This window comes from Brevundimonas sp. (genome assembly GCF_016742135.1).
Taxonomy (GTDB): domain Bacteria; phylum Pseudomonadota; class Alphaproteobacteria; order Caulobacterales; family Caulobacteraceae; genus Brevundimonas.
The window spans coordinates 25,812-44,064 of the sequence record NZ_JACVCG010000007.1; the positions used below are offsets into that span (position 1 = coordinate 25,812).

20 protein-coding genes and 2 tRNA genes are annotated in these 18,253 nt (G+C 66.7%); 15 read left to right on the forward strand and 7 right to left on the reverse strand.

The window, feature by feature from the left end; translation table 11 throughout:
* Nucleotides 1-53 precede the first annotated feature (53 nt).
* From mgtE to IBJ06_RS13060, 3 genes are all read right to left on the reverse strand, one after another.
* Nucleotides 54-1,466 (reverse strand): magnesium transporter, encoded by a 1,413-nt coding sequence (gene mgtE / locus IBJ06_RS13050; protein WP_365812763.1) that lies wholly within the window; start codon nt 1,464-1,466, stop codon nt 54-56.
* 101 nt (nt 1,467-1,567) lie between these two features.
* Nucleotides 1,568-1,816 carry a GIY-YIG nuclease family protein gene (locus tag IBJ06_RS13055; RefSeq protein WP_292161106.1) on the reverse strand — a complete coding sequence of 83 codons (249 nt, stop codon included), beginning with the start codon at nt 1,814-1,816 and terminating at the stop codon, nt 1,568-1,570.
* A gap of 108 nt (nt 1,817-1,924) precedes the next feature.
* Nucleotides 1,925-2,009, reverse strand: a tRNA-Leu gene (locus IBJ06_RS13060).
* A 160-nt stretch (nt 2,010-2,169) separates the two neighbouring features.
* On the opposite strand from IBJ06_RS13060, the gene IBJ06_RS13065 reads away from it, so the two are divergent.
* Together IBJ06_RS13065 and IBJ06_RS13070 are read left to right on the forward strand one after the other, a co-directional pair.
* Complete coding sequence (locus tag IBJ06_RS13065; RefSeq protein ID WP_292161108.1) at nt 2,170-3,144, forward strand: hypothetical protein; 975 nt, start codon at nt 2,170-2,172, stop codon at nt 3,142-3,144.
* Between the two features lie 18 nt (nt 3,145-3,162).
* Nucleotides 3,163-3,741: a fasciclin domain-containing protein gene (locus IBJ06_RS13070; protein ID WP_292161110.1), complete on the forward strand. Its 579-nt coding sequence runs from the start codon at nt 3,163-3,165 to the stop codon at nt 3,739-3,741.
* Between the two features lie 15 nt (nt 3,742-3,756).
* On the opposite strand, the gene IBJ06_RS13075 is transcribed toward IBJ06_RS13070, so the two are convergent.
* The gene (locus IBJ06_RS13075) at nt 3,757-4,008 is read right to left on the reverse strand and encodes a FliM/FliN family flagellar motor switch protein (RefSeq protein ID WP_292161112.1); all 252 of its coding nucleotides are present in this window, start codon (nt 4,006-4,008) and stop codon (nt 3,757-3,759) included.
* Between the two features lie 91 nt (nt 4,009-4,099).
* Here IBJ06_RS13075 and lipB point away from each other — a divergent pair, with 91 nt between their 5' ends.
* From lipB to IBJ06_RS13100, 5 genes are all read left to right on the forward strand, one after another.
* The gene (lipB, locus tag IBJ06_RS13080; RefSeq protein WP_292161113.1) at nt 4,100-4,807 is read left to right on the forward strand and encodes a lipoyl(octanoyl) transferase LipB; all 708 of its coding nucleotides are present in this window, start codon (nt 4,100-4,102) and stop codon (nt 4,805-4,807) included.
* Between the two features lie 47 nt (nt 4,808-4,854).
* Entirely contained in the window at nt 4,855-6,456 is a 1,602-nt protein-coding gene (locus IBJ06_RS13085; protein WP_292161114.1) for an ATP-binding protein, read from the forward strand.
* On the forward strand, nt 6,453-6,725 hold the full coding sequence (locus tag IBJ06_RS13090; RefSeq protein ID WP_292161115.1) for a YdeI/OmpD-associated family protein: 273 nt from the start codon (nt 6,453-6,455) through the stop codon (nt 6,723-6,725). Before IBJ06_RS13085 ends, IBJ06_RS13090 begins: the two co-directional genes overlap by 4 nt.
* A 77-nt stretch (nt 6,726-6,802) precedes the next feature.
* Nucleotides 6,803-7,507 carry a carboxypeptidase-like regulatory domain-containing protein gene (locus IBJ06_RS13095; protein ID WP_292161116.1) on the forward strand — a complete coding sequence of 235 codons (705 nt, stop codon included), beginning with the start codon at nt 6,803-6,805 and terminating at the stop codon, nt 7,505-7,507.
* Between the two features lie 31 nt (nt 7,508-7,538).
* Nucleotides 7,539-8,870 carry an MFS transporter gene (locus IBJ06_RS13100; protein WP_292161117.1) on the forward strand — a complete coding sequence of 444 codons (1,332 nt, stop codon included), beginning with the start codon at nt 7,539-7,541 and terminating at the stop codon, nt 8,868-8,870.
* 3 nt (nt 8,871-8,873) lie between these two features.
* Here the strand turns inward: IBJ06_RS13100 and IBJ06_RS13105 are convergent, their stop codons facing one another.
* Nucleotides 8,874-10,856: an acetyl/propionyl/methylcrotonyl-CoA carboxylase subunit alpha gene (locus IBJ06_RS13105; RefSeq protein WP_292161118.1), complete on the reverse strand. Its 1,983-nt coding sequence runs from the start codon at nt 10,854-10,856 to the stop codon at nt 8,874-8,876.
* A gap of 212 nt (nt 10,857-11,068) precedes the next feature.
* Between IBJ06_RS13105 and IBJ06_RS13110 the strand changes: the two genes are divergently transcribed.
* From IBJ06_RS13110 to IBJ06_RS13120, 3 genes are all read left to right on the forward strand, one after another.
* Nucleotides 11,069-12,556 (forward strand): hypothetical protein, encoded by a 1,488-nt coding sequence (locus IBJ06_RS13110; protein ID WP_292161119.1) that lies wholly within the window; start codon nt 11,069-11,071, stop codon nt 12,554-12,556.
* A 125-nt stretch (nt 12,557-12,681) separates the two neighbouring features.
* Nucleotides 12,682-13,161: a peptide-methionine (R)-S-oxide reductase MsrB gene (gene msrB / locus IBJ06_RS13115; protein WP_292161120.1), complete on the forward strand. Its 480-nt coding sequence runs from the start codon at nt 12,682-12,684 to the stop codon at nt 13,159-13,161.
* A gap of 88 nt (nt 13,162-13,249) precedes the next feature.
* Nucleotides 13,250-13,849: a hypothetical protein gene (locus IBJ06_RS13120; RefSeq protein WP_292161122.1), complete on the forward strand. Its 600-nt coding sequence runs from the start codon at nt 13,250-13,252 to the stop codon at nt 13,847-13,849.
* 20 nt (nt 13,850-13,869) lie between these two features.
* Here IBJ06_RS13120 and IBJ06_RS13125 read toward each other — a convergent pair.
* Nucleotides 13,870-13,944, reverse strand: a tRNA-Thr gene (locus IBJ06_RS13125).
* A 100-nt stretch (nt 13,945-14,044) separates the two neighbouring features.
* Here IBJ06_RS13125 and IBJ06_RS13130 point away from each other — a divergent pair.
* From IBJ06_RS13130 to IBJ06_RS13150, 5 genes are all read left to right on the forward strand, one after another.
* The gene (locus IBJ06_RS13130) at nt 14,045-14,215 is read left to right on the forward strand and encodes a hypothetical protein (RefSeq protein WP_292161123.1); all 171 of its coding nucleotides are present in this window, start codon (nt 14,045-14,047) and stop codon (nt 14,213-14,215) included.
* A 102-nt stretch (nt 14,216-14,317) separates the two neighbouring features.
* Complete coding sequence (gene murA / locus IBJ06_RS13135; protein ID WP_292161125.1) at nt 14,318-15,607, forward strand: UDP-N-acetylglucosamine 1-carboxyvinyltransferase; 1,290 nt, start codon at nt 14,318-14,320, stop codon at nt 15,605-15,607.
* Entirely contained in the window at nt 15,597-16,079 is a 483-nt protein-coding gene (locus tag IBJ06_RS13140; RefSeq protein WP_292161127.1) for a DUF2948 family protein, read from the forward strand. The genes murA and IBJ06_RS13140 overlap by 11 nt, the downstream gene beginning before the upstream one ends.
* The gene (locus IBJ06_RS13145; protein WP_292161129.1) at nt 16,076-16,552 is read left to right on the forward strand and encodes a UPF0262 family protein; all 477 of its coding nucleotides are present in this window, start codon (nt 16,076-16,078) and stop codon (nt 16,550-16,552) included. Before IBJ06_RS13140 ends, IBJ06_RS13145 begins: the two co-directional genes overlap by 4 nt.
* Nucleotides 16,553-16,557: 5 nt before the next feature.
* The gene (locus IBJ06_RS13150; RefSeq protein WP_292161131.1) at nt 16,558-17,046 is read left to right on the forward strand and encodes an HD domain-containing protein; all 489 of its coding nucleotides are present in this window, start codon (nt 16,558-16,560) and stop codon (nt 17,044-17,046) included.
* A 21-nt stretch (nt 17,047-17,067) separates the two neighbouring features.
* On the opposite strand, the gene IBJ06_RS13155 is transcribed toward IBJ06_RS13150, so the two are convergent.
* Nucleotides 17,068-18,252, reverse strand: a complete 1,185-nt coding sequence (locus IBJ06_RS13155; RefSeq protein WP_292161133.1) for a hypothetical protein — start codon at nt 18,250-18,252, stop codon at nt 17,068-17,070.
* Nucleotide 18,253 lies beyond the last annotated feature (1 nt).

Sequence of the window (18,253 nt, forward strand, 5' to 3'; positions counted from 1 at the left end):
CGGCGACCGTCGCCGTGCCCTACGTTCAGCAAGGCCCGCGCCACCGGCCCTGTCTACAGGAGGACGAGGGTGGCGAGGCCGAGGAAGATCAGGAACCCAAAGAAATCGGTGGTGGCCGTGACGAACACCGCCGAGGAGACCGCCGGGTCGAACTTCAGGCGTGACAGCGTCAGGGGCGTCAGGACCCCGACGGTGGCCGCCACGATCAGGTTGAGGATCATGGCCGCCGAGATGACTCCGCCGATCCGCCAGTCACCCGACCACAGGGCTGCGGCAATCCCGATCAGGGGCGACAGGATCAGGCCGTTGGCCAGGCCGACGGCCATCTCTCTCCAGAAGGTCCGGACCGCATTGGAACTGTTCAGCTCGCGCGTCGCCAGGGCGCGCACCGTCACGGTCAGGGCCTGGGTCCCGGCATTGCCGCCGATGGCCGAGACGATCGGCATCAGCACCGCCAGGGCGATGATCTGCTCCAGCGTGGCCCCGAACCAGGAGATGACACTGGCGCCCAGAACGGCCGTGCCGAGATTGATGGCAAGCCAGGGCACACGACCCCGTACGATCTCGGGGATGGAGGAGCCGCGGTCCTCGTCTGACACACCGGCGAGGCGCAGGATGTCCTCGCGGTTCTCTTCCTGGATGATGTTGACGATGTCGTCGACGGTGATCTGGCCGACCAGCCGCCCCGCCGAGTCGATCACCGGCGCCGAGATCAGGTGATATTTCTCGAAGACATAGGCGACCTCTTCCTGGTCCTGGTCGACGGCGATCTCGTTGATCGGCTCCATCAGGTCGGTGAGGGCGGCGCTGCGGGGCGCGCGCAGCAGCTGGCTGACCGCCACACCGCCGATGGGCCGGTTCAGCGGGTCGACGACATAGATGTCGAAGAACAGCTCGGGCAGCTCCTCGCCCTGGGCGCGGACGTGGTCGATGGTGTCGCCGACGCTCCAGAACTGGGGGGCGGCCATCACCTCGCGCTGCATGAGGCGACCGGCCGAGTCCTCGGCATAGCCCAGGCTGCTCTCGATCGCCGCCCGGTCCATCTCGGGCATGGCGGCCAGAACGCGCTCGCGGCGGTCGTCCCCGAGATCCTCGACGACGGCGGCGGCGTCGTCGGAGTCCAGTTCCTGCAGCGCCTCGGCGAGGATGAGGTGCGGGACACGCTCCAGCACCTCCTCGCGGATGCCGTCGTCCAGCTCGGGCAGGGTCTCGGCCAGGAGTTCGGGCGGCAGCCAGAGCGTCACCACGGCGCGGTGCTCGGCCGTCAGAAAGCCCATCAGGTCGGCGACGTCGGCGGGGTGCAGATCTTCCAGCAACCCCCGCAGACGCAGGCCGGCGCCGTCATCGGCCGCATCGACCACCTTTTCGACGAAGGCGGCCGTCAGCACATAATCCTCGTCGAGGGCGACATGCTCGATCTCATCCTGGGGGAGGGACGACAGGGGGGCGTCTGCGGTGGTGATCACGCGTCGTCCTCCCCTGATCCTGGCTCGTCAGATTGCGGTTGCGGTCGGAGCTGGCCCGCCGAAACCCTTGAGGGTGTCTGTCGGCCATGCGGTGGGGTGGGTCAAGATGGCCAGAGGCGTTTGCGGGCAAAGGCATGACCCGAACCAGACTTCAGGTAGCGCTCGAATGCGAGGGCCCGGGCCTTGTCCGAGAAGGCAAGATAGGTCACGACCCGCCACGGTCGGTTCGCGGCCGTGTGGGGCGAGCCTCCCGCATTGTGCACGGCCAGCCGCGCCTTGAGGTCCTCGGTCACCCCCACATAGCGATGAGGAGGTATCGACAGGCTTTCGAGCAGGTACACATAGTACATATCGCCCTCGCGTCCGACGGCCCTGCTACGCCGAGGCTTCGCAGGGCATCCTGCTTCACCTCATTCCGACAGACTTGTCCTGCGAAGCCCCAGCGGGGCGAAGCAGGATGGTGCGGTCGAGAAGACTCGAACTTCCACGGGTTGCCCCACAGCGACCTCAACGCTGCGCGTCTACCAATTCCGCCACGACCGCTCGCATCGGAGCGGGGGCGATAGCGCAGGTCGCGGGGAAAGGGAAGGGGGGATCGCCCGGCATCCGCACGCCAGCCCAAACGCTGCCCTCAGCGGAACGTCCCCCGGCGGATCACGTTTCCTGATCCGACAGAAGGGCGTCTTTCACAGGACGGAGCATCATGAAATCCCACATCACCCTGGCGTCCATCCTTGCGCTGTCGGCGGCGTTGGCCCTGCCCGCCATGGCGGCGGATCAGGATCGCGGAAACGGCAACGGCCGGGGACAGGACGCCCGGGCCGAGCGGCAGGGCGGCCCGGGCAATGGCAACCGGAGCAATCCCGGGCGCGGCAATGACAACGCCCGCAAGGATGACCGTGGTCCCCCGGCGGCGCGCGGTAACGGCAACGCCCCCGTGCCGCCGCAGGGCCCGGCGCGAGGACCGGCTCGCGACGCCAGCCGGGATGACCGAAAGGCGGAAAGGCGGCCGGATATGCCCGGCCCGGTGACGGTGCCGGGACGGCGCGATGATCGCGCCGAGCCGGTGATGACCCTGTTCCGCGACGGTCGTGCGACCTCCCCGGGTCTGATCAGGGGCTGCCCCCCCGGATTGGCCCGGAAGAACAACGGCTGTCTGCCGCCCGGTCAGGAGCGCCAGATGCGGCGCGAGGCATGGGGCCGCTACGACGGTTACTGGCTGCGCGCGGATGACCGCTATCGGTATCGTTACGATGACGGCTACCTGTACCGCTACGACCGCAACGGGGGGCTGACCGGTTGGCTGCCCGCCCTCGGCGGGGCACTCGGCATGGGCAATGTCTGGCCCAGCCAGTACAGCTATCAGCCGGCGCCGCAGTACTACAGCCAATACTATGGCCTGAACGACCGCTACAGTTACCGCTACGCCGATGGGGTGCTGTACGGGGTCGACCCGCAGACCCAGGCGATCCAGTCGGTGGTGGCCCTGTTGACGGGCCAGCCATGGACGGTCGGACAGGCCATGCCGCAAGGCTATGACATCTATAATGTGCCCTATGCCTATCGCGGCCAGTACGTCGACAGTCCGCAGTCCTGGTACCGGTACAGCGACGGCTATGTCTATCAGGTCGACCCGACGACCCGGCTGGTGCAGGCCGTAATCGAGTTGCTGGCATAAGCCGAAAGGAGTTTGAGGATGCGGATATATTCTCACAGACTGTTGGTCTCGGTCGCCGTTGTGGGCGGGCTCGGCATTGCGCTGGCCGCCTGTGATCCGGCACCCCGCGAGGGCGGGACGGGAGCTGAGGTTGCGTCGACAGGGTCGGAGCGGACCCTGACCGGAGCGCTGGGCAGTCAGGCCGATGTGGCCCAGTTTCGGCAGGTGCTGGACAATGCGGGTCTCGCCGATGTCCTGGAGGGCGTGGGTCCCTATACCGTGTTCGCGCCTACGGACCCGGCCATGGGTGCGGATGCCGACGGCCTCAAGGACGAAGCCAGGTCCGCCGAGGCGGCCGCGCTGGTCCGCGCTCACATCGTCCCGGGTGTCGTCGGTCGGGCTGACATCAATGCCGCGATCGACGCCTCCCCAGATGGTCAGGCCCGCATGCGGACCATGGACGATGGGCTGCTGACCTTCACCCGGGAGGGCGAGACGATCGTGGTTTCCGCTTCGGAGGGCACATCCGCGCGTCTGGCCGGGACCGAGGTTCAGGCCCGCAACGGCGTGGTCCAGCCAATTGACGCGGTCCTGGTAAGGATCGAGGCGGCGGAGTAACGCCGCAGCCTGAAATCAGGCCGAGCCGGCCATATAGTCGTAGACGTCGGCAGGGCGTGTGACGGTGATGGCGATGCGGTCGTCGCTGATCGAAATCTCGCCGCGCGCGATCGGGTGGTTGTTCGCCAGGATCCAGACCTCGTCCGACTCGGTGGCATTCAGCGGGATGACGGCACCCCGGCCCATCTTGAGCAGTTGCGCCATGGGCAGGACGGAGCGACCGAGGACGACGGAAATCTCGACATCGACGGCGTTGATCTGACTCATGACGGACTCAGGGCTACTGGATGGGCTGCTACTGGATGGGCTTCGGGTTGGAGCTTGCATGGGGACCCCCGAGCGCCACATTGGAGGGGTCATGCTTTCCCAAGCCTTAAGCTCCGCCGATTCGCCCTTGTTGCGCGCCGATTCCCGTCCCGTCGAATGGGTGGTGTCGACGGGACATGCCGATTACGGGGAGGCGGAGGCCGCGATGGAGGCCCGCGTGGCGGCCATTCATGCGGGCGAGGCCGCCGAGCGTATCTGGCTGCTGGAGCATCCGCCGCTCTATACCGCCGGGGTTTCGGCGAAGGATGACGACCTGATCGACCCCCGCTTTCCGGTCCACCGAACGGGGCGGGGCGGGCAGTTCACCTATCACGGGCCGGGACAGCGAGTGGCCTATGTGATGCTGGACCTGGCGGAGCGGGGACGCGACGTGCGGGGCCTTGTTCGCGGGCTGGAGCGCTGGATCATCGGGGCGCTGGCCGAGTTCGGCGTCGAGGGCGAGGTCAAGGACGGCCGGGTGGGCGTCTGGGTCACCCGCAAGGGTCCCGGATGGTCGCGCGAGGACAAGATCGCCGCCATCGGGGTCAAGGTACGCAAATGGGTCAGCTTTCACGGTATCAGCCTGAATGTGGAGCCGGACCTGGACCATTTCGGAGGGATCGTGCCCTGTGGCATCCGGGAGCACGGCGTCACCAGCCTGCACGATCTGGGCGTTCTGGCGAGCATGGACGAGATCGACGCGGCGCTGAAAACCAGCTTCGAGCGCGAATTCGGCCCAACGGTCGCAGGGCAACCTTAACCTTGCAGTGGCATCCTCCTCCAGAATCAGGGGGTTGAGATCAGTTCATGTCTTCGCTGGCGGCGCTTTCCTCTGTTCCCGACGATCTGGTCGATGCCAGCACCTTTTTCGACGTCTCGCTGGACATGCTGTGCATCCGCGACCTGCAGGGCCGGGTCGTCAAGGTCAGCCGCTCGTGGGAAACCACCCTGGGCTGGAGCCCCGAGGAGCTGGAAGGGCGCTATCTGCTGGAGCTGCTGCATCCGGATGACGAGCCCTGTACCCGGGTCACGGTGAACCAGGTCGAGGATCTGGCTGCCGGCGGTTTCGTCAGCGGCTTCATCAATCGCTATCGCCACAAGAACGGCAGCTATCGCCAGCTGGAATGGCAGGCCCGGCGCTATGGCGACAAGATCTACGCCGTGGCGCGGGACGTGACCGGACGCGAGGCGGCGCGCAAGGAACTGGAAGCCGCCAAGCTGGCCGCCGAGGCCGCCAGCCAGGCCAAGTCCGACTTTCTGGCCAATATGAGCCATGAGATCCGCACGCCCCTGAACGGGGTCATCGGCCTGATCGGCGCCCTGCAGGCGGACGATCTGACCCCGCGCCAGCGAGAACTGGTCGATCTGATCGCCCGGTCGGGCGAGAGCCTTGAGCGCCTGGTCTCCGACATTCTGGACGTCTCGAAGGTCGAGGCCGGCCAGCTGGAGATCGTGCCGGTCGACATGGATCTGCTGGACGAGCTGGAGCCGGCCATCGCCACGGCCCGGGCCAGGGCCGAGGCGCGGGACGTGGCCTTTGTCGTCGACATCGGCCCGCGGGCGCGGGGCCGGTTTCTGGCCGATGCCGGGCGGATCCGGCAGGTGCTGACCAATCTGCTGTCCAATGCGGTCAAGTTCACCGAGGCGGGTGAGGTTGCCCTGTCCGTGGACATCGAGGACGACACGCCGGAGCCTGACGTCAGCCAGCTAACCCTGACGGTCAGGGACACGGGTGTCGGCTTTGACGCGACGGCCGGCCAGGGCCTGTTCGAGCGCTTTACCCAGGCGGACAGCACCATCACCCGCCGGTTCGGGGGGACGGGCCTGGGCCTGTCGATCTGCCGGTCGCTGACGGAGATGATGGGGGGCGACATCCGGGCGACCTCGGTCCCCGGTCAGGGCAGTACCTTTACCGTCACCCTGCCGCTGTGCCGCACACGGTCGCTGGAGGCCTATGACGCCGGCAAGGTAGCCGATCAGGCGCGGGCCGAAATGATCCCGCTGCGTCCGCTTCGCACCCGGGCGGACGCGCCCGTGCGGGTGTTGCTGGCGGAGGACCATCCGGTCAACCAGCGCGTCGTGGAGGCCATGCTGGCGGGGCAGCCCTATGAGCTGACCATCGTCGAGAACGGTGCCCTGGCGGTCGAGGCCGTGGCCGAAGGCGCCTTTGATGTCGTGCTGATGGACATGCAGATGCCGGTGATGGACGGCCTGGCCGCCACCCGCGCCATCCGCGCGACAGATGCGGGGCGTCGCCTGCCGATCATCATGCTGAGCGCCAATGCCATGCCCCGGCATCTGGAGCAGGCGAAAGACGCCGGTGCTGACCAGCACGTCTCCAAACCGGTGACGCCGGCGACCCTGCTGGGCGCGCTGGAGGCGGCGATGCGCCTGGGTGTGGCGGCGTGAGCGCCGGCTCGATCAGCGGCGGGGTGGTTCATGACCTTCCGGATGATCTGGGCGCGGCCCTGGCCTCTGACCCGGCGGCGCTGAAGACCTGGGAAGACATCACCCCCCTGGCCCGCAACGAATGGATCTGCTGGACCATCTCGGTCAAGCGGGACGAGACGCGGGCGAAACACGTCACCCAGGCGCTGGAAAATCTGGCGGCCGGCAAGCGCCGGCCCTGCTGCTGGCCGGGCTGCCCGCATCGGGAGCGGGGAGGCGAGCGCGTCTGACACCCCGCTCGTGCGCATCTTTGCAGACGTCTGCCGCGCCGCTAGCCTGCCATCTGTAGCGGCTGGAGGGCGCGTTCATGACGCATCGGGGGGTGAAGTTGGCCGGGGCGCTCGTGATGGGCCTGTGCCTCGCGTCGTGCGTGACCACGGGCCAGTATATTCTGGCGCCGGATGCCCAAGGGCTTGTGATCGACACGGCGACCGGTCGGCCGCTTGCGGGGGCGGAGGTTCGCTACGTCGTCCTTGAGGGGGTATCGCCGGTTCGGACCGGGGCGGACGGGCGGTTCAGTCTGGACGGGCGCGTCGAGCGGCGCACGGGCCTGGTGCTGCCGGTCAGCGGGGTGTATCGGGACACCGCCCGCGTGCAGGTGTCGGCACCGGGCCTGCCGGACGGCTATGCCACCGTCGGCTTCATCAATGGAATTCGCCCGGGACCGCCCGTTGAGCCGAGGCCGGCCATCTATCCGGTGGTCGTGCTGATGTTTCCGGCGGATGCAGGGGAAACCCCGCTTCATGCCCTGATGCAGGACTGTGTCGAGGGCCCTGAGCAGCACCATGCCCTGCGGATTGTCGCCTATGTGGCAGGCCTCGACGCGGCTGATATGCCGGACTGGTTGACCTCGGATACCGCCGAGGCGCTGGAAGAGCATCTGAGCCAGGTGCTGCCGTCGTCGGGCTTCAGGGAGTGCGCCCGGATGAGTGAGGCCTGGGCCCTGTACGTTAGCCAGACCGAGGTGCTGGGGACGGTTCGGGCGTCCCGCTATGCCCCGGAAATGCCCTGACTATGGCCGAGGCGGATCGAGCGAGCGGGTCATGAGCGCCTTCCACCATGTGCTGGTCAACAATCTGGTGGCCAACATCGTCAACTTCACGGTGTGGTTCGCCCTGACCTTCTGGGTGTTTCTGGAGACGCGCTCGGTGTTCGCCACCGGGATGATCGCGGGGCTTTATCTGGTGCTGACGGCGGGGCTGGCCTTCTGGTTCGGCAGTCTGGTGGATCACCATCGCAAGAAGAAGGTGATGCTGGCGTCCAGTCTGGCGTCGCTGGGGCTGTATGCGGTGTCGTTCGGGGTGCTGGCGCTGGCACCCGAGGGGGCGCTGGCGGATGTGGCGAGCGGCTGGCTGTGGGCCCTCATCGGGGTGGTGATGCTGGGCGTGATCGCGGGCAACATCCGTAGCATCGCCCTGCCGACGCTGGTGACGGCCCTGATCCCCGAGGACCGGCGCGACCGGGCGAACGGACTGGTGGGGATGGTGACCGGGATCGGCTTTCTGACGACCTCGGTGATCAGTGGCCTGCTGGTCGCCTGGGCCGGGATGGAGGGGGCGCTGGTATTCGCCCTGGCACTGATCGTGCCGGTGTTCCTGCATCTGCGGTTCGTGCCGGTGGATGAGCCGGACCCCGCGGTGTTGCGGGCCGAGGCCGGGCAGAGCGGGCCCGCCAAGGTGGACATCCGCGGGACAATCAAGGTGATCGGGGTGGTACCGGGCCTGTTCGCCCTGATCCTGTTCGCGACCTTCAACAACTTCCTCGGGGGCGTCTTCATGGCGCTGATGGACGCCTATGGGCTGTCGCTGATGCCGGTCGAGGCCTGGGGCTTCTTCTGGGCCGGGGTATCGACCGCCTTCATCCTGAGCGGGATCATCATCTCCCGAACCGGGCTGGGGAAGAATCCGCTGCGCACGCTGATGATCGTCAATGTGATCTGTTGGGTGGTGGCGGCGCTGTTCACCATCCAGTCGTCGATCGTGCTGCTGGCGATCGGCTGTTTCATGTGGATGCTGCTGGGCCCCTATGCCGAGGCGGCCGAGCATACGACCCTGCAGAAGGTGGTGCCGTTCGAGCGACAGGGGCGGGTGTTCGGCTTTGCCCAGTCGGTGGAACAGGCGGCCTCACCCCTGACCGCTTTCCTGATCGCGCCGCTGGCCCAGTTCGTCTTCATCCCGCTGATGACGGACGGCTGGGGGGCCGATCTGATCGGCGACTGGTACGGGCGCGGGCCCGAGCGCGGCATGGCGCTGGTCTTCACCGTGGCGGGCGTGCTGGGCCTGATCGTCACGTTGATCGCCTGGAACTCACGCTACTTCCGCCAGCTGTCGACGGCGTACGCGAGGGGAGTGAAGGCGGAGCCGAACGGGGGCTGAGCCCTATTCGAACTCGACCAGCACGTCGTCGGCGGCGACGGGGTCGCCGGCCTGGGCGCCGATGGTCTTGACCACGCCATCGCGTTCGGCCTTGAGGATGTTCTGCATCTTCATGGCTTCGATGATGGCGACGGTCTCGCCCTCCTTGACCTCCTGGCCCACGGTGACGGGCACGGCGACGACCAGGCCCGGCATGGGGGACTGGATCAGTCTGGAGGTGTCGGGTGGGACCTTTTCCGGCAGGCGCGCGTAGAGTTCGGCGTGGCGGGGGGACAGGACGCGGACACGAGCGCGCATGGCGCGGTGGCGGATGGTGAAGCCGTCAGGCACGCGGGCGACCTCGGCCGTAAACGGCGTGCCGTCCAGAACCGCGCGGAACTGGGCCAGGCCCGGCGACCAGTCGATTTCCGACAGGATCAGGGTACGCTCCTCATCCGGCAGGGTGACAGCCAGGTTTTCATCCTCATCGACCGCGAGGCTGGCCGGGACGGTTTCGCCGCCCACCAGCACCGTCCAGTCGCTGCGGCTGTCCGGATCGCCGGACTGTTCGACCTGCACGGCCTTCATGGCGAGGCTCGCGGCCAGCATGACGTCGCGGCCGAAACCGGCCACGGGCACGCCGTGGAAGCCGTCGGGAAATTCGTCGGTGATGTAGCGGGTGGTCAGGGCCCCGGAGCGGAAGCGCTCCTGATCCATGACGGCGGCGAGGAAGGGAACATTGTGGCCGACGCCCTCAAGGTGGGTGTCCTCCAGCGCGCGGGCCATGCCGTCGATGGCGGCCTCGCGCGTTTCGCCCCAGGTGCACAGCTTGGCGATCATGGGGTCGTAGAACATGCTGATCTCGTCGCCCTCGCGGACGCCGGAATCGTTGCGGACCAGATAGCCGTCCTGCTCGCCCTCGCGCGGCTGTTCATACCGCACCAGCCGGCCGATCGACGGCAGGAAGCCGCGATAGGGATCCTCGGCATAGATGCGGCTCTCGATCGCCCAGCCGCGAATCTTCAGGTCCTTCTGGGTGATGTTCAGCGGGTCGCCCCAGGCCGAGCGGATCATCTGTTCGACCAGATCGACGCCGGTAATCAGCTCGGTGACCGGGTGCTCGACCTGCAGCCGGGTGTTCATCTCGAGGAAGTAGAAGCTCTTGTCCTGACCCGCGACGAATTCGACCGTGCCGGCGGAGTCGTAGTTCACGGCCTTGGCCAGGGCGATGGCCTGTTCGCCCATGGCCTTGCGGGTCTTTTCATCGAGCAGGGGGGAGGGGGCCTCCTCGATGACCTTCTGATTGCGACGCTGGATCGAGCATTCGCGCTCGAACAGGTGGACGACATTGCCGTGCTTGTCGCCCATCACCTGGATTTCGATGTGGCGGGGGTTTTCGATGAATTTCTCGAGGAAGACCCGGTCGTCGCCGAAGGCGGATTTCGCCTCGGCCTTCACCGAGGAGAAGCCGTCAGCCATGTCGGCATCGGAGTGGGCGACGCGGATGCCCTTGCCGCCGCCGCCAGCCGAGGCCTTGATCATGATCGGATAGCCGATCTCACGCGCGATGCGGACGGCCTCTTCCGGCGTTTCGATCAGGCCCATATGGCCGGGCACGGTCGAGACCCCGGCCTCGGCGGCCAGCTTTTTCGAGCTGATCTTGTCGCCCATGGCCTCGATGGCTTCGGGATTGGGGCCGATGAAGGCGATGCCCTCGTCGCGCAGGCGGCGGGCGAAACCCGCGTTCTCCGACAGGAAGCCAAAGCCGGGGTGTACAGCCTCTGCGCCGGTTTGTCGCACGGCGTCGACGATGCGGTCGGCCAGAAGATAGGATTCAGACGCGGGAGCCGGGCCGATCAACACGGCCTCATCCGCCATTTCGACGGCCAGCGATCCGGCGTCGGCCTCGGAATAGACCTGGACCGTCCGGATGCCCATGCGGCGGCAGGTCTTGATGATACGGACGGCGATCTCGCCCCGGTTGGCGATCAGAATCTTGGCGAACATTCCCGGTTCCATCGACATCGCCGGATGTGGGAGATCAACGCACTGTGATCTCGCCTTGAGGCGACGGCCCCGATTAGGCCGTGATCCGGTGCGAGTAAACCGGCTTACGGACCGGGGGGTTCGCTTGATCGGCGTTCGGGGTTGGCAAGCCCCTGCCTGATCGGCTTTAACGTCCGGGTATCTCCCCTGACACGACCACTGGAGCCTTTCGTATGACGTTCAGACCGTATGCCGCCGTTACGGCCGCGGCCCTCGCCGTTACCGTCGCCACCTCGGTCGCGGCCCAGGACTTCCGGGCGCTCGCCTCGCAGGACCTGGTGACTGCCCAGCAGGAGATTCGCGAGAATCACCCGGCGCTGGTGGCCGGGGGCGCTGAAGCCGCCGCCTTCCGCGCCTATCTGGACACGGGACTTGCCGAAGCCCAGGCCCTGGTCGGTCAGGTCAACAGCGGCGACAGCCACGCCTATCTGATGCGCTATTTCGCGGGCGGCTTCCGTGACTCCAACCTGCGGATCACGCCGACCTTCGACCTGCTGGGCCCGTACTTCGGTATCAGCTGGGGCGGCGTGACCACGGGCTGGCGCGATGGTCAGTATGTCGTGACCCACGTCGCCGATGGCGTGCGTCGCGGCCCCCGGGTCGGGTCGGTGGTGACCGAATGCAACGGCGTTCCGATCGAGCAGTTCGCCATGGAGAAGCTGGATCGCTGGGAAGCGGACCTGACGACCGAGGCCGGTCGCGTCCGGTCGGCGCCCTATCTGCTTTGGAACCGCAACAATCCCTTCACCCGCGGCCTGCCCCAGACCTGTAAATTCCAGGAAGGACGCCGTTCGCGCGACGTCGAGCTGCAGATTCACCCGGTCAGCCCCCAGGCGCTGGAAGCTGCCTATCGCGCCACCGTCTGGATGCCCGGTGACGTGCCGCTGGCCATTGAACAGGTCAACGGGCGGCCCTGGGTGCATGTGCACTCGCTGAGCGAGGACGCGGACTGGACCGCGTTCAATGCAGCGCTGCTGGCGCAAGCAGAATCGATCCGGGGACCGCAGGGCTTTGTGCTGGACCTGCGGGGTGCCAACGGATCCGAGTTCACGGCTTCGCGTCGTGCCTATGGCGTCGCGAACCGGATCTGGACGCCCGAGTTCACCGTCAGCCGTCAGCCGGCGGTGGGCGAGGTCACCTATCGCGTCAGCCAGGACAACCGCGACTGGTTCGCCGACACCCTGGCCCGGATGGAGGCCGACCCGCTGTTCGTCGAGGAAAACCCGATCGTCATCGAAGAGACCCGGGCCATTGTCGAGGCTTTCGACGCCGCCATGGCCGCCGGTCAGGACAGCTTTGTCCTGCCGGGCCGCGCGCCGGTGGCGGATACGGGCGCGCCCAACCCTGTGCAGGGGCCGGTGATCGTTCTGGTCGACTCGGGTTGCTCGGGCGGCTGCCTGGACGTTCTGGACCTGCTGGTGAACCTGCCGAATGTGCGTATCGCCGGATCGACCACGGCCGAGGACTCCATCTTTGTGGAACCGACCGTTGTCCGCCTGCCGTCGAACTATGCCGACCTGACCTATGGCCACAAGGTGTGGACCAGCCGTCAGCGGGGCAACAATGAGCCGCATGTGCCGGCCCAGGGCCTGCGCTACACCGGCAATCCGGCGGATGAAGCCGCCGTCCGCACCTGGGTTTCGAGCCTCTTCGGAGGCTGATTCCAGAGCGCTACGCTCGCCTCGCGGAGGCTCGCTGCTTGAGTGCGTCGGGTAGAAGCGGGCGAGATTGAATACCTGGGCCGGTCGGGGTGGGAACCCCGGCCGGCCTTTCCTATATCCGGGGCATGACGCAGATGATCTCCGCCTCCGGCTTTGACCTGACCCCGCCCGATGAGGATCAGCGCGAGCGACTGATCGCCGATCTGGACCCCGAGGCCGAACGCATCCTGCTGGCGCATGGCACCGAGGCCCCGTTCTGCGGGGGCCTGCTGGACGAGAAGCGGGCCGGGGTGTTCTGTTGCCGCCTGTGCGGCCTGCCGCTGTTCCAGACCAGAACCAAGTTCGAGAGCGGCACCGGCTGGCCCAGTTTCGACCGGCCCTTTGATCCGGCCCACATCCGCGAGGTGCGGGATACGTCGTATGGCATAGTGCGGATCGAGACGCGCTGCGCCCGCTGTGACGGCCATCAGGGTCATGTGTTTCCGGATGGCCCGCCGCCCACAGGCCTGCGCTACTGCATCAATTCGGCGGCGCTCAGCTTTGTCCCTGAGGGCGAGGCCCTGCCGGACCCTCTGGGCCGGGGCGAAGGTCTGGCCCGACCGTGAACACATTTCGCACCCAGGATGAGTCGCTACGGCAGGCGCGGTTGCAGCCCGCCCGGATACAGGGGAAGGTCTGACGATGATCACAATAATGGCCGGCGTCGCCCTTCTCACCCTGTGCAGCCCCGATCCCCAGGACCCGGACGAGATCATCCGCACGGCCACCGCACCGACGGTATCTGCCGAGACCGTGGCGGCGGAAGGCAAGGTGGCCGCTGACGCCGAAACCCCGGCCCCGGCCGCAGTGCAGGACTCCGCGCCCCACGGCCTGACCACCGACCAGCAGATCCGCCGCTGGCTGGCCGAGGCCCCCGCTGTGTCTTCGGATGTGGGCGCGGCCTACGATGGTCCGGTGGACGGAATCGGCTGGGACAGCGAGCGGCGCGTGCGCAGCGAGTTCAGTGTCGGCATTGGCACGGAAGGCTATCGGCAGTATGGGGCCTCGGTCTCGGTGCCGCTGGGCGAGCGGGGCCACCTGCACCTGCACTACAGCGAGGTCAAGAACGGCTATCCGGCCTATGGTCGATATGGTTACGGCTATGACCCCGACTGGATGGACCCGGTGGTCACCCCGTGGCGCTCGGAGATCGGCCTGCCTCTGTTGGATGCGCGCGACGACCGCAGCACGGACCGTCGCAGGGCCTGGCGCGATTATCGACGCACGCGTGCCGCCCCGGAGTCGGAGCGGTAGCGTCGTTCAGGATCGGGAAGTGGTGCCGCCGGGGGGAATCGAACCCACGACCTCAGCCTTACCAAGGATGCGCTCTACCACTGAGCTACGGCGGCCAAATCTGAGGAACCGGGCGTATAGCCAAAGCGGGGTGCGGGCGAAAGCCCCTAAACGCAATCTCTTGCCGAAAAGCGCGTTCGGTGGTCGATGAGTGGCATGAGCGAAGCGGACGACACCAGGGCCAGCAAGCCCGCGCAGGCGGCAAAGCCGGACCGTGAGGCCCGGCTGGCGCAGGCGCTGCGGGCCAATCTGAAACGGCGCAAGCAGGCGGGACGGGCGCAGGCCGCCTCCGCCGGGCCCCTGGACGGGTCCGACGAAGAAAGCTGAGGATCGGCCCCGCCGGGCCCTTTCATCGGGGGGGCGGGTCGCGCTAGATAACCGGTCCCCCGCAGCGCGATCAGGTGCCGGCGGTCAGGCATCAGGATCGACATGGACAGTATTGCCATCCGCGGCGGCAACACCCTGAACGGCAGCATTCCCATCAGCGGGGCCAAGAATTCGGCGCTGAAGCTGATGGCGGCCTCGATCCTGACCGACCAGCCGCTGCGCCTGACCAATATGCCGCGACTGGCCGATACGCGATTCCTGGGGGAGTTGCTGCGCCAGCTGGGCGTCGAGGTGACCGAGACGGGTGACGCCGGCGCGCAGCAGACGCTGTTTCATGCGCCGAAGATCACCTCGACCTTTGCCCCCTATGATCTGGTGCGGCAGATGCGGGCCTCGTTCAATGTGCTGGGGCCGCTGCTGGCGCGGACGGGCGAGGCGCGGGTGTCCTTGCCGGGCGGTTGCACCATCGGGGCGCGGCCGGTCGACCTGCACCTGATGGCGCTGAAGGCGCTGGGAGCCGAGATCGAACTGGACGAAGGCTATGTCGAGGCGCGGGTGCCCAGGGGGCTGCAGGGTGCCGAGATCACCTTTCCGTTCATCTCGGTCGGGGCGACCGAGCATGCGCTGCTGGCGGCCGTCCTGGCCGAGGGCACGACGGTGCTGAACAATGCGGCGCGCGAGCCCGAGATCGGCGATCTGGCGCGGTGTTTGATGGCCATGGGGGCCAAGGTCGAGGGCATCGATACCCATACGCTGACGATCACGGGCGTGGCCTCGCTGGGCGGAGCGGACTGGCCGGTGATCGCCGACCGGATCGAGATGGGGACCTATGCCGTGGCGGCCGCCATGGCAGGCGGGGATGTGACCCTGACCGGCAGCCGGCCCGAGCTGATGACCGCCCTGACGGCCAAGATGCGCGAGAGCGGCGTGGACGTGACCGAGACGGACGACGGCGTGCGGGTGCGGCGCGATCCGGCGGTGCGGCTGAAGGCGGTCGATGTGACCACCGAGGTCTATCCGGGCTTTGCCACCGATCTGCAGGCGCAGTTCATGGCGCTGATGACCACCGCCGAGGGTCAGAGCCGCATCCATGAGAACATCTTCGAGAACCGCTTCATGCATGCACCCGAGCTGGCGCGGCTGGGCGCCGAGATTGCCGTGCACGGCGGCGAGGCGGTGGTGACGGGGGTCGAGCGACTGCGCGGGGCCCCGGTCATGGCGACCGATCTGCGCGCCTCGGTCAGTCTGGTGATCGCCGGGCTGGTGGCCGAGGACGAGACGACCATCGGCCGGGTCTATCATCTGGATCGCGGATTCGAGCGGCTGGAGGAAAAGCTGGGCCGGTGCGGGGCCGACATCCGCCGGATCAGGGGCGAGGGTCATGAGCACTGAACCGGATGCCCTGACGCCGCCGCAGCCGACCACGCCCCCGGAGCCGCTGCGCCTGCTGGCCATGGACGTCGAGGACCTGCAGTTCATCTCGGCGGCGCTGCAGGACGCGATCCTGCGCCCGATCGACATCGTCTGGGAGCGGTCGAGCCGGCAGGTGACGCTGACGCTGAGCCGTTTTTGCTGGGAATGCGGGGGCACGCGGGTGATGGCGGCCATGCAGTTCGGGGATGTAACCGCGGTCAAGAGTCGACAGCTGCCGCGCGGGCCCGAACAGGCGCTGGAACTGCTGGCCCTGCATTTCGAGCCGTCGGAGGCGCCGTCGGGTCAGGTCTATCTGATGTTCGCCGGGGGCGGGGACCTGCGGATCGATGTCGAGTGCCTGGACGTGGTGCTGGCGGATCTGTCAGACCGCTGGCCCGCCCGGGAAAAGCCCAGCCACCCCGACATGGATGATGCGGTGGACCCGGCATGACGGACGCCCGGCCGGAGAGCGAACGCCTGGCCTCGGTCGAGCTGGACGCGGCGACCCTGCCGGCGGCAACCGCCGAGATCGAGCATGAGCGCCGGGTGGCGATCTTTGACCTCGTCGAGCGGAATTCCTTCCGGCCGGCCGGGGCCCCCGGTGGCCCCTACGCGCTGAAGCTGTCGCTGCAGGACAGCCGGCTGGTGTTCGATGTGACCGGTCCGGAGCATGCGCGGACCCATGTGTTGTCGCTGACGCCGCTGAAGGGCGTGCTGCGCGACTATCTGATGATCTGCGACAGCTATTATGAGGCGCTGCGCGGATCCTCGCCCAGCCAGATCGAGTCGGTCGACATGGGCCGCAGGGGCCTGCACAACGAGGGGGCAGAGACGTTGAAGGCCCGCCTGGACGGCAAGATCGACATGGATCACGAGACCTCGCGCCGGCTGTTTACGCTGGTGTGCGCCCTCTATCGGCGGTGAGACCCATGGGGCCGGAATCAGCCAGGGCCTTTGCCATCCGAAAGCATGGGGAGCAGCGGTACGACGAGCATCCCTACGAACATCACCTTTCGCAGGTCGTGGAAATCTTGCAGAGTTGGACAGACGACCCCGATCTTCTGGCAGCTGCCTGGTTGCACGACACGATCGAGGATACCGACACGTCTCGTGACGACCTGATGAGACTTTTCGGAAAGCGTGTGGCGGGTCTGGTGTGGGCGGTGACCGCAGAGGGCGAAAATCGTGCTGACAAGATGTCGGCCATATATCGCAAGATTGCAGAAAATCCGGATGCTGCCCTCGTAAAGCTGGCTGATCGGGTCGCCAATGTAGAGGCGGCAAGCCCGGGATCGAGACATCTCGAACGCTATTTGGGTGAACACGAAGGCTTTGCCAAAGCCATCCGACCGTATGTGCCGGCTGATGCCTGGACACGGATGGAAGCGGCGTATCAGCCCGGTAGTCCCCTAGTTTGAATCTCATAACTTTCGGCGCACTCATATACGCCGTCCGAGGGTCTGGTATTCGCTGATGCATATGCGGCAGACGTCGACTCGTTTGGGTTCGAGGCGTTCGGCGCGATCCAGGGCGTCCTGGAGGGTGGTGCGGATGGGATGCCATTCGCCGCTGCGACCCTGCTGACCATTCCGGCCTTTGCCGTTGCGGCAGTTGCAGCAGCCTGATCGGTGAACCTTCACCGTGTTCAGGTTGAAGTTGCGATACAGCCAGAAGGGGGCGATCTCGTCGTTGTTGACGCCATCGTCGACCTCAGCCTCATCCAGCGTGTCATCGATCAGACCTTCCTCTTCGATCCGGCGATGATAGTGGTGGATCAGTTCAATGATGCCCTTGGTCTCGATGAGGCGTTTCGAGGCTCCGACCTCCATGGCCGGGGTCATGTCACGACGCTTCGCGATCAGGCAATAGTTGTGATAGAAAACCCAATAGGCGAACTGGCGCTTGTGGTTCTCGAACGTCTTTGAGAAGGCGTTGGTTCTGCGGGCCACGCGACGGTTTCGGGCGCGGGCCGTCCGGTTCACGGCTTCGACATTATTCGTCCAGAATTCCTCATCGCCCTCAAGTTCTCCGATAACGACCTCCCGGCTAACGCCAATGAACCTCCAGCGGGTCTTCTTGCCGTCGGCGGTCTGGTTCGACCTCTGCTTGTTCAGGCGCAGGTAAGTCATCGCCGCGCCCCATTCGGCCTCGATGGCTGGCTTGTAGGAACCGTGGCCATCGCTGACGATCGTGGGCCTGACGATGAAGTCGCCATTCTCGTCACGCTTCAGACGCTCGCCCAGATCGCGGATGAACGGCTGGGTGGAGTGCAGGTCGTTGGACGGCGCCGCCAGATGCGAAAGGATGAAGCCGCCCGTGCCCGGCACGACCGCCAGGAAATGGAGCACTTCGCCATCCCCTTCCTTGCGGTTCTTCATGCGATCGACGTTCTCACGCTTGGCGCCGCAGTAGGAGTAATATTCGTCCACTTCCACGCGGGCGACTTCGAGGTCGCGTTGCTGGGCGTCCAGGAAGGCGATCGCCATGTCGCCCGCCAGGCGCGCATAACGGGCGACCGTGTCCGGGGCCACGTCCAGGATGTGGGCCAGGTGAGACAAGGGCGTTCCCATGCCGAGGCCGCGCAGGATTTGTTCCTGCTTTTCGAGAGGCAGGACGTTCGCCATT

Bases quoted from the DNA above. Each gene is read 5' to 3' on its own strand.
- IBJ06_RS13095 (WP_292161116.1), top strand. From the start codon at position 6,803: ATGACGCATCGGGGGGTGAAGTTGGCCGGGGCGCTCGTGATGGGCCTG.
- IBJ06_RS13130 (WP_292161123.1), top strand. From the start codon at position 14,045: ATGAGCGAAGCGGACGACACCAGGGCCAGCAAGCCCGCGCAGGCGGCA.
- IBJ06_RS13110 (WP_292161119.1), top strand. From the start codon at position 11,069: ATGACGTTCAGACCGTATGCCGCCGTTACGGCCGCGGCCCTCGCCGTT.
- IBJ06_RS13150 (WP_292161131.1), top strand. From the start codon at position 16,558: ATGGGGCCGGAATCAGCCAGGGCCTTTGCCATCCGAAAGCATGGGGAG.
- IBJ06_RS13070 (WP_292161110.1), top strand. From the start codon at position 3,163: ATGCGGATATATTCTCACAGACTGTTGGTCTCGGTCGCCGTTGTGGGC.
- IBJ06_RS13085 (WP_292161114.1), top strand. From the start codon at position 4,855: ATGTCTTCGCTGGCGGCGCTTTCCTCTGTTCCCGACGATCTGGTCGAT.
- IBJ06_RS13105 (WP_292161118.1), bottom strand. From the start codon at position 10,856: ATGTTCGCCAAGATTCTGATCGCCAACCGGGGCGAGATCGCCGTCCGT.
- IBJ06_RS13140 (WP_292161127.1), top strand. From the start codon at position 15,597: ATGAGCACTGAACCGGATGCCCTGACGCCGCCGCAGCCGACCACGCCC.
- IBJ06_RS13120 (WP_292161122.1), top strand. From the start codon at position 13,250: ATGGCCGGCGTCGCCCTTCTCACCCTGTGCAGCCCCGATCCCCAGGAC.
- IBJ06_RS13145 (WP_292161129.1), top strand. From the start codon at position 16,076: ATGACGGACGCCCGGCCGGAGAGCGAACGCCTGGCCTCGGTCGAGCTG.
- msrB (WP_292161120.1), top strand. From the start codon at position 12,682: ATGACGCAGATGATCTCCGCCTCCGGCTTTGACCTGACCCCGCCCGAT.
- IBJ06_RS13100 (WP_292161117.1), top strand. From the start codon at position 7,539: ATGAGCGCCTTCCACCATGTGCTGGTCAACAATCTGGTGGCCAACATC.
- lipB (WP_292161113.1), top strand. From the start codon at position 4,100: ATGCTTTCCCAAGCCTTAAGCTCCGCCGATTCGCCCTTGTTGCGCGCC.
- IBJ06_RS13055 (WP_292161106.1), bottom strand. From the start codon at position 1,816: ATGTACTATGTGTACCTGCTCGAAAGCCTGTCGATACCTCCTCATCGC.
- murA (WP_292161125.1), top strand. From the start codon at position 14,318: ATGGACAGTATTGCCATCCGCGGCGGCAACACCCTGAACGGCAGCATT.
- IBJ06_RS13155 (WP_292161133.1), bottom strand. From the start codon at position 18,252: ATGGCGAACGTCCTGCCTCTCGAAAAGCAGGAACAAATCCTGCGCGGC.
- IBJ06_RS13075 (WP_292161112.1), bottom strand. From the start codon at position 4,008: ATGAGTCAGATCAACGCCGTCGATGTCGAGATTTCCGTCGTCCTCGGT.
- IBJ06_RS13065 (WP_292161108.1), top strand. From the start codon at position 2,170: ATGAAATCCCACATCACCCTGGCGTCCATCCTTGCGCTGTCGGCGGCG.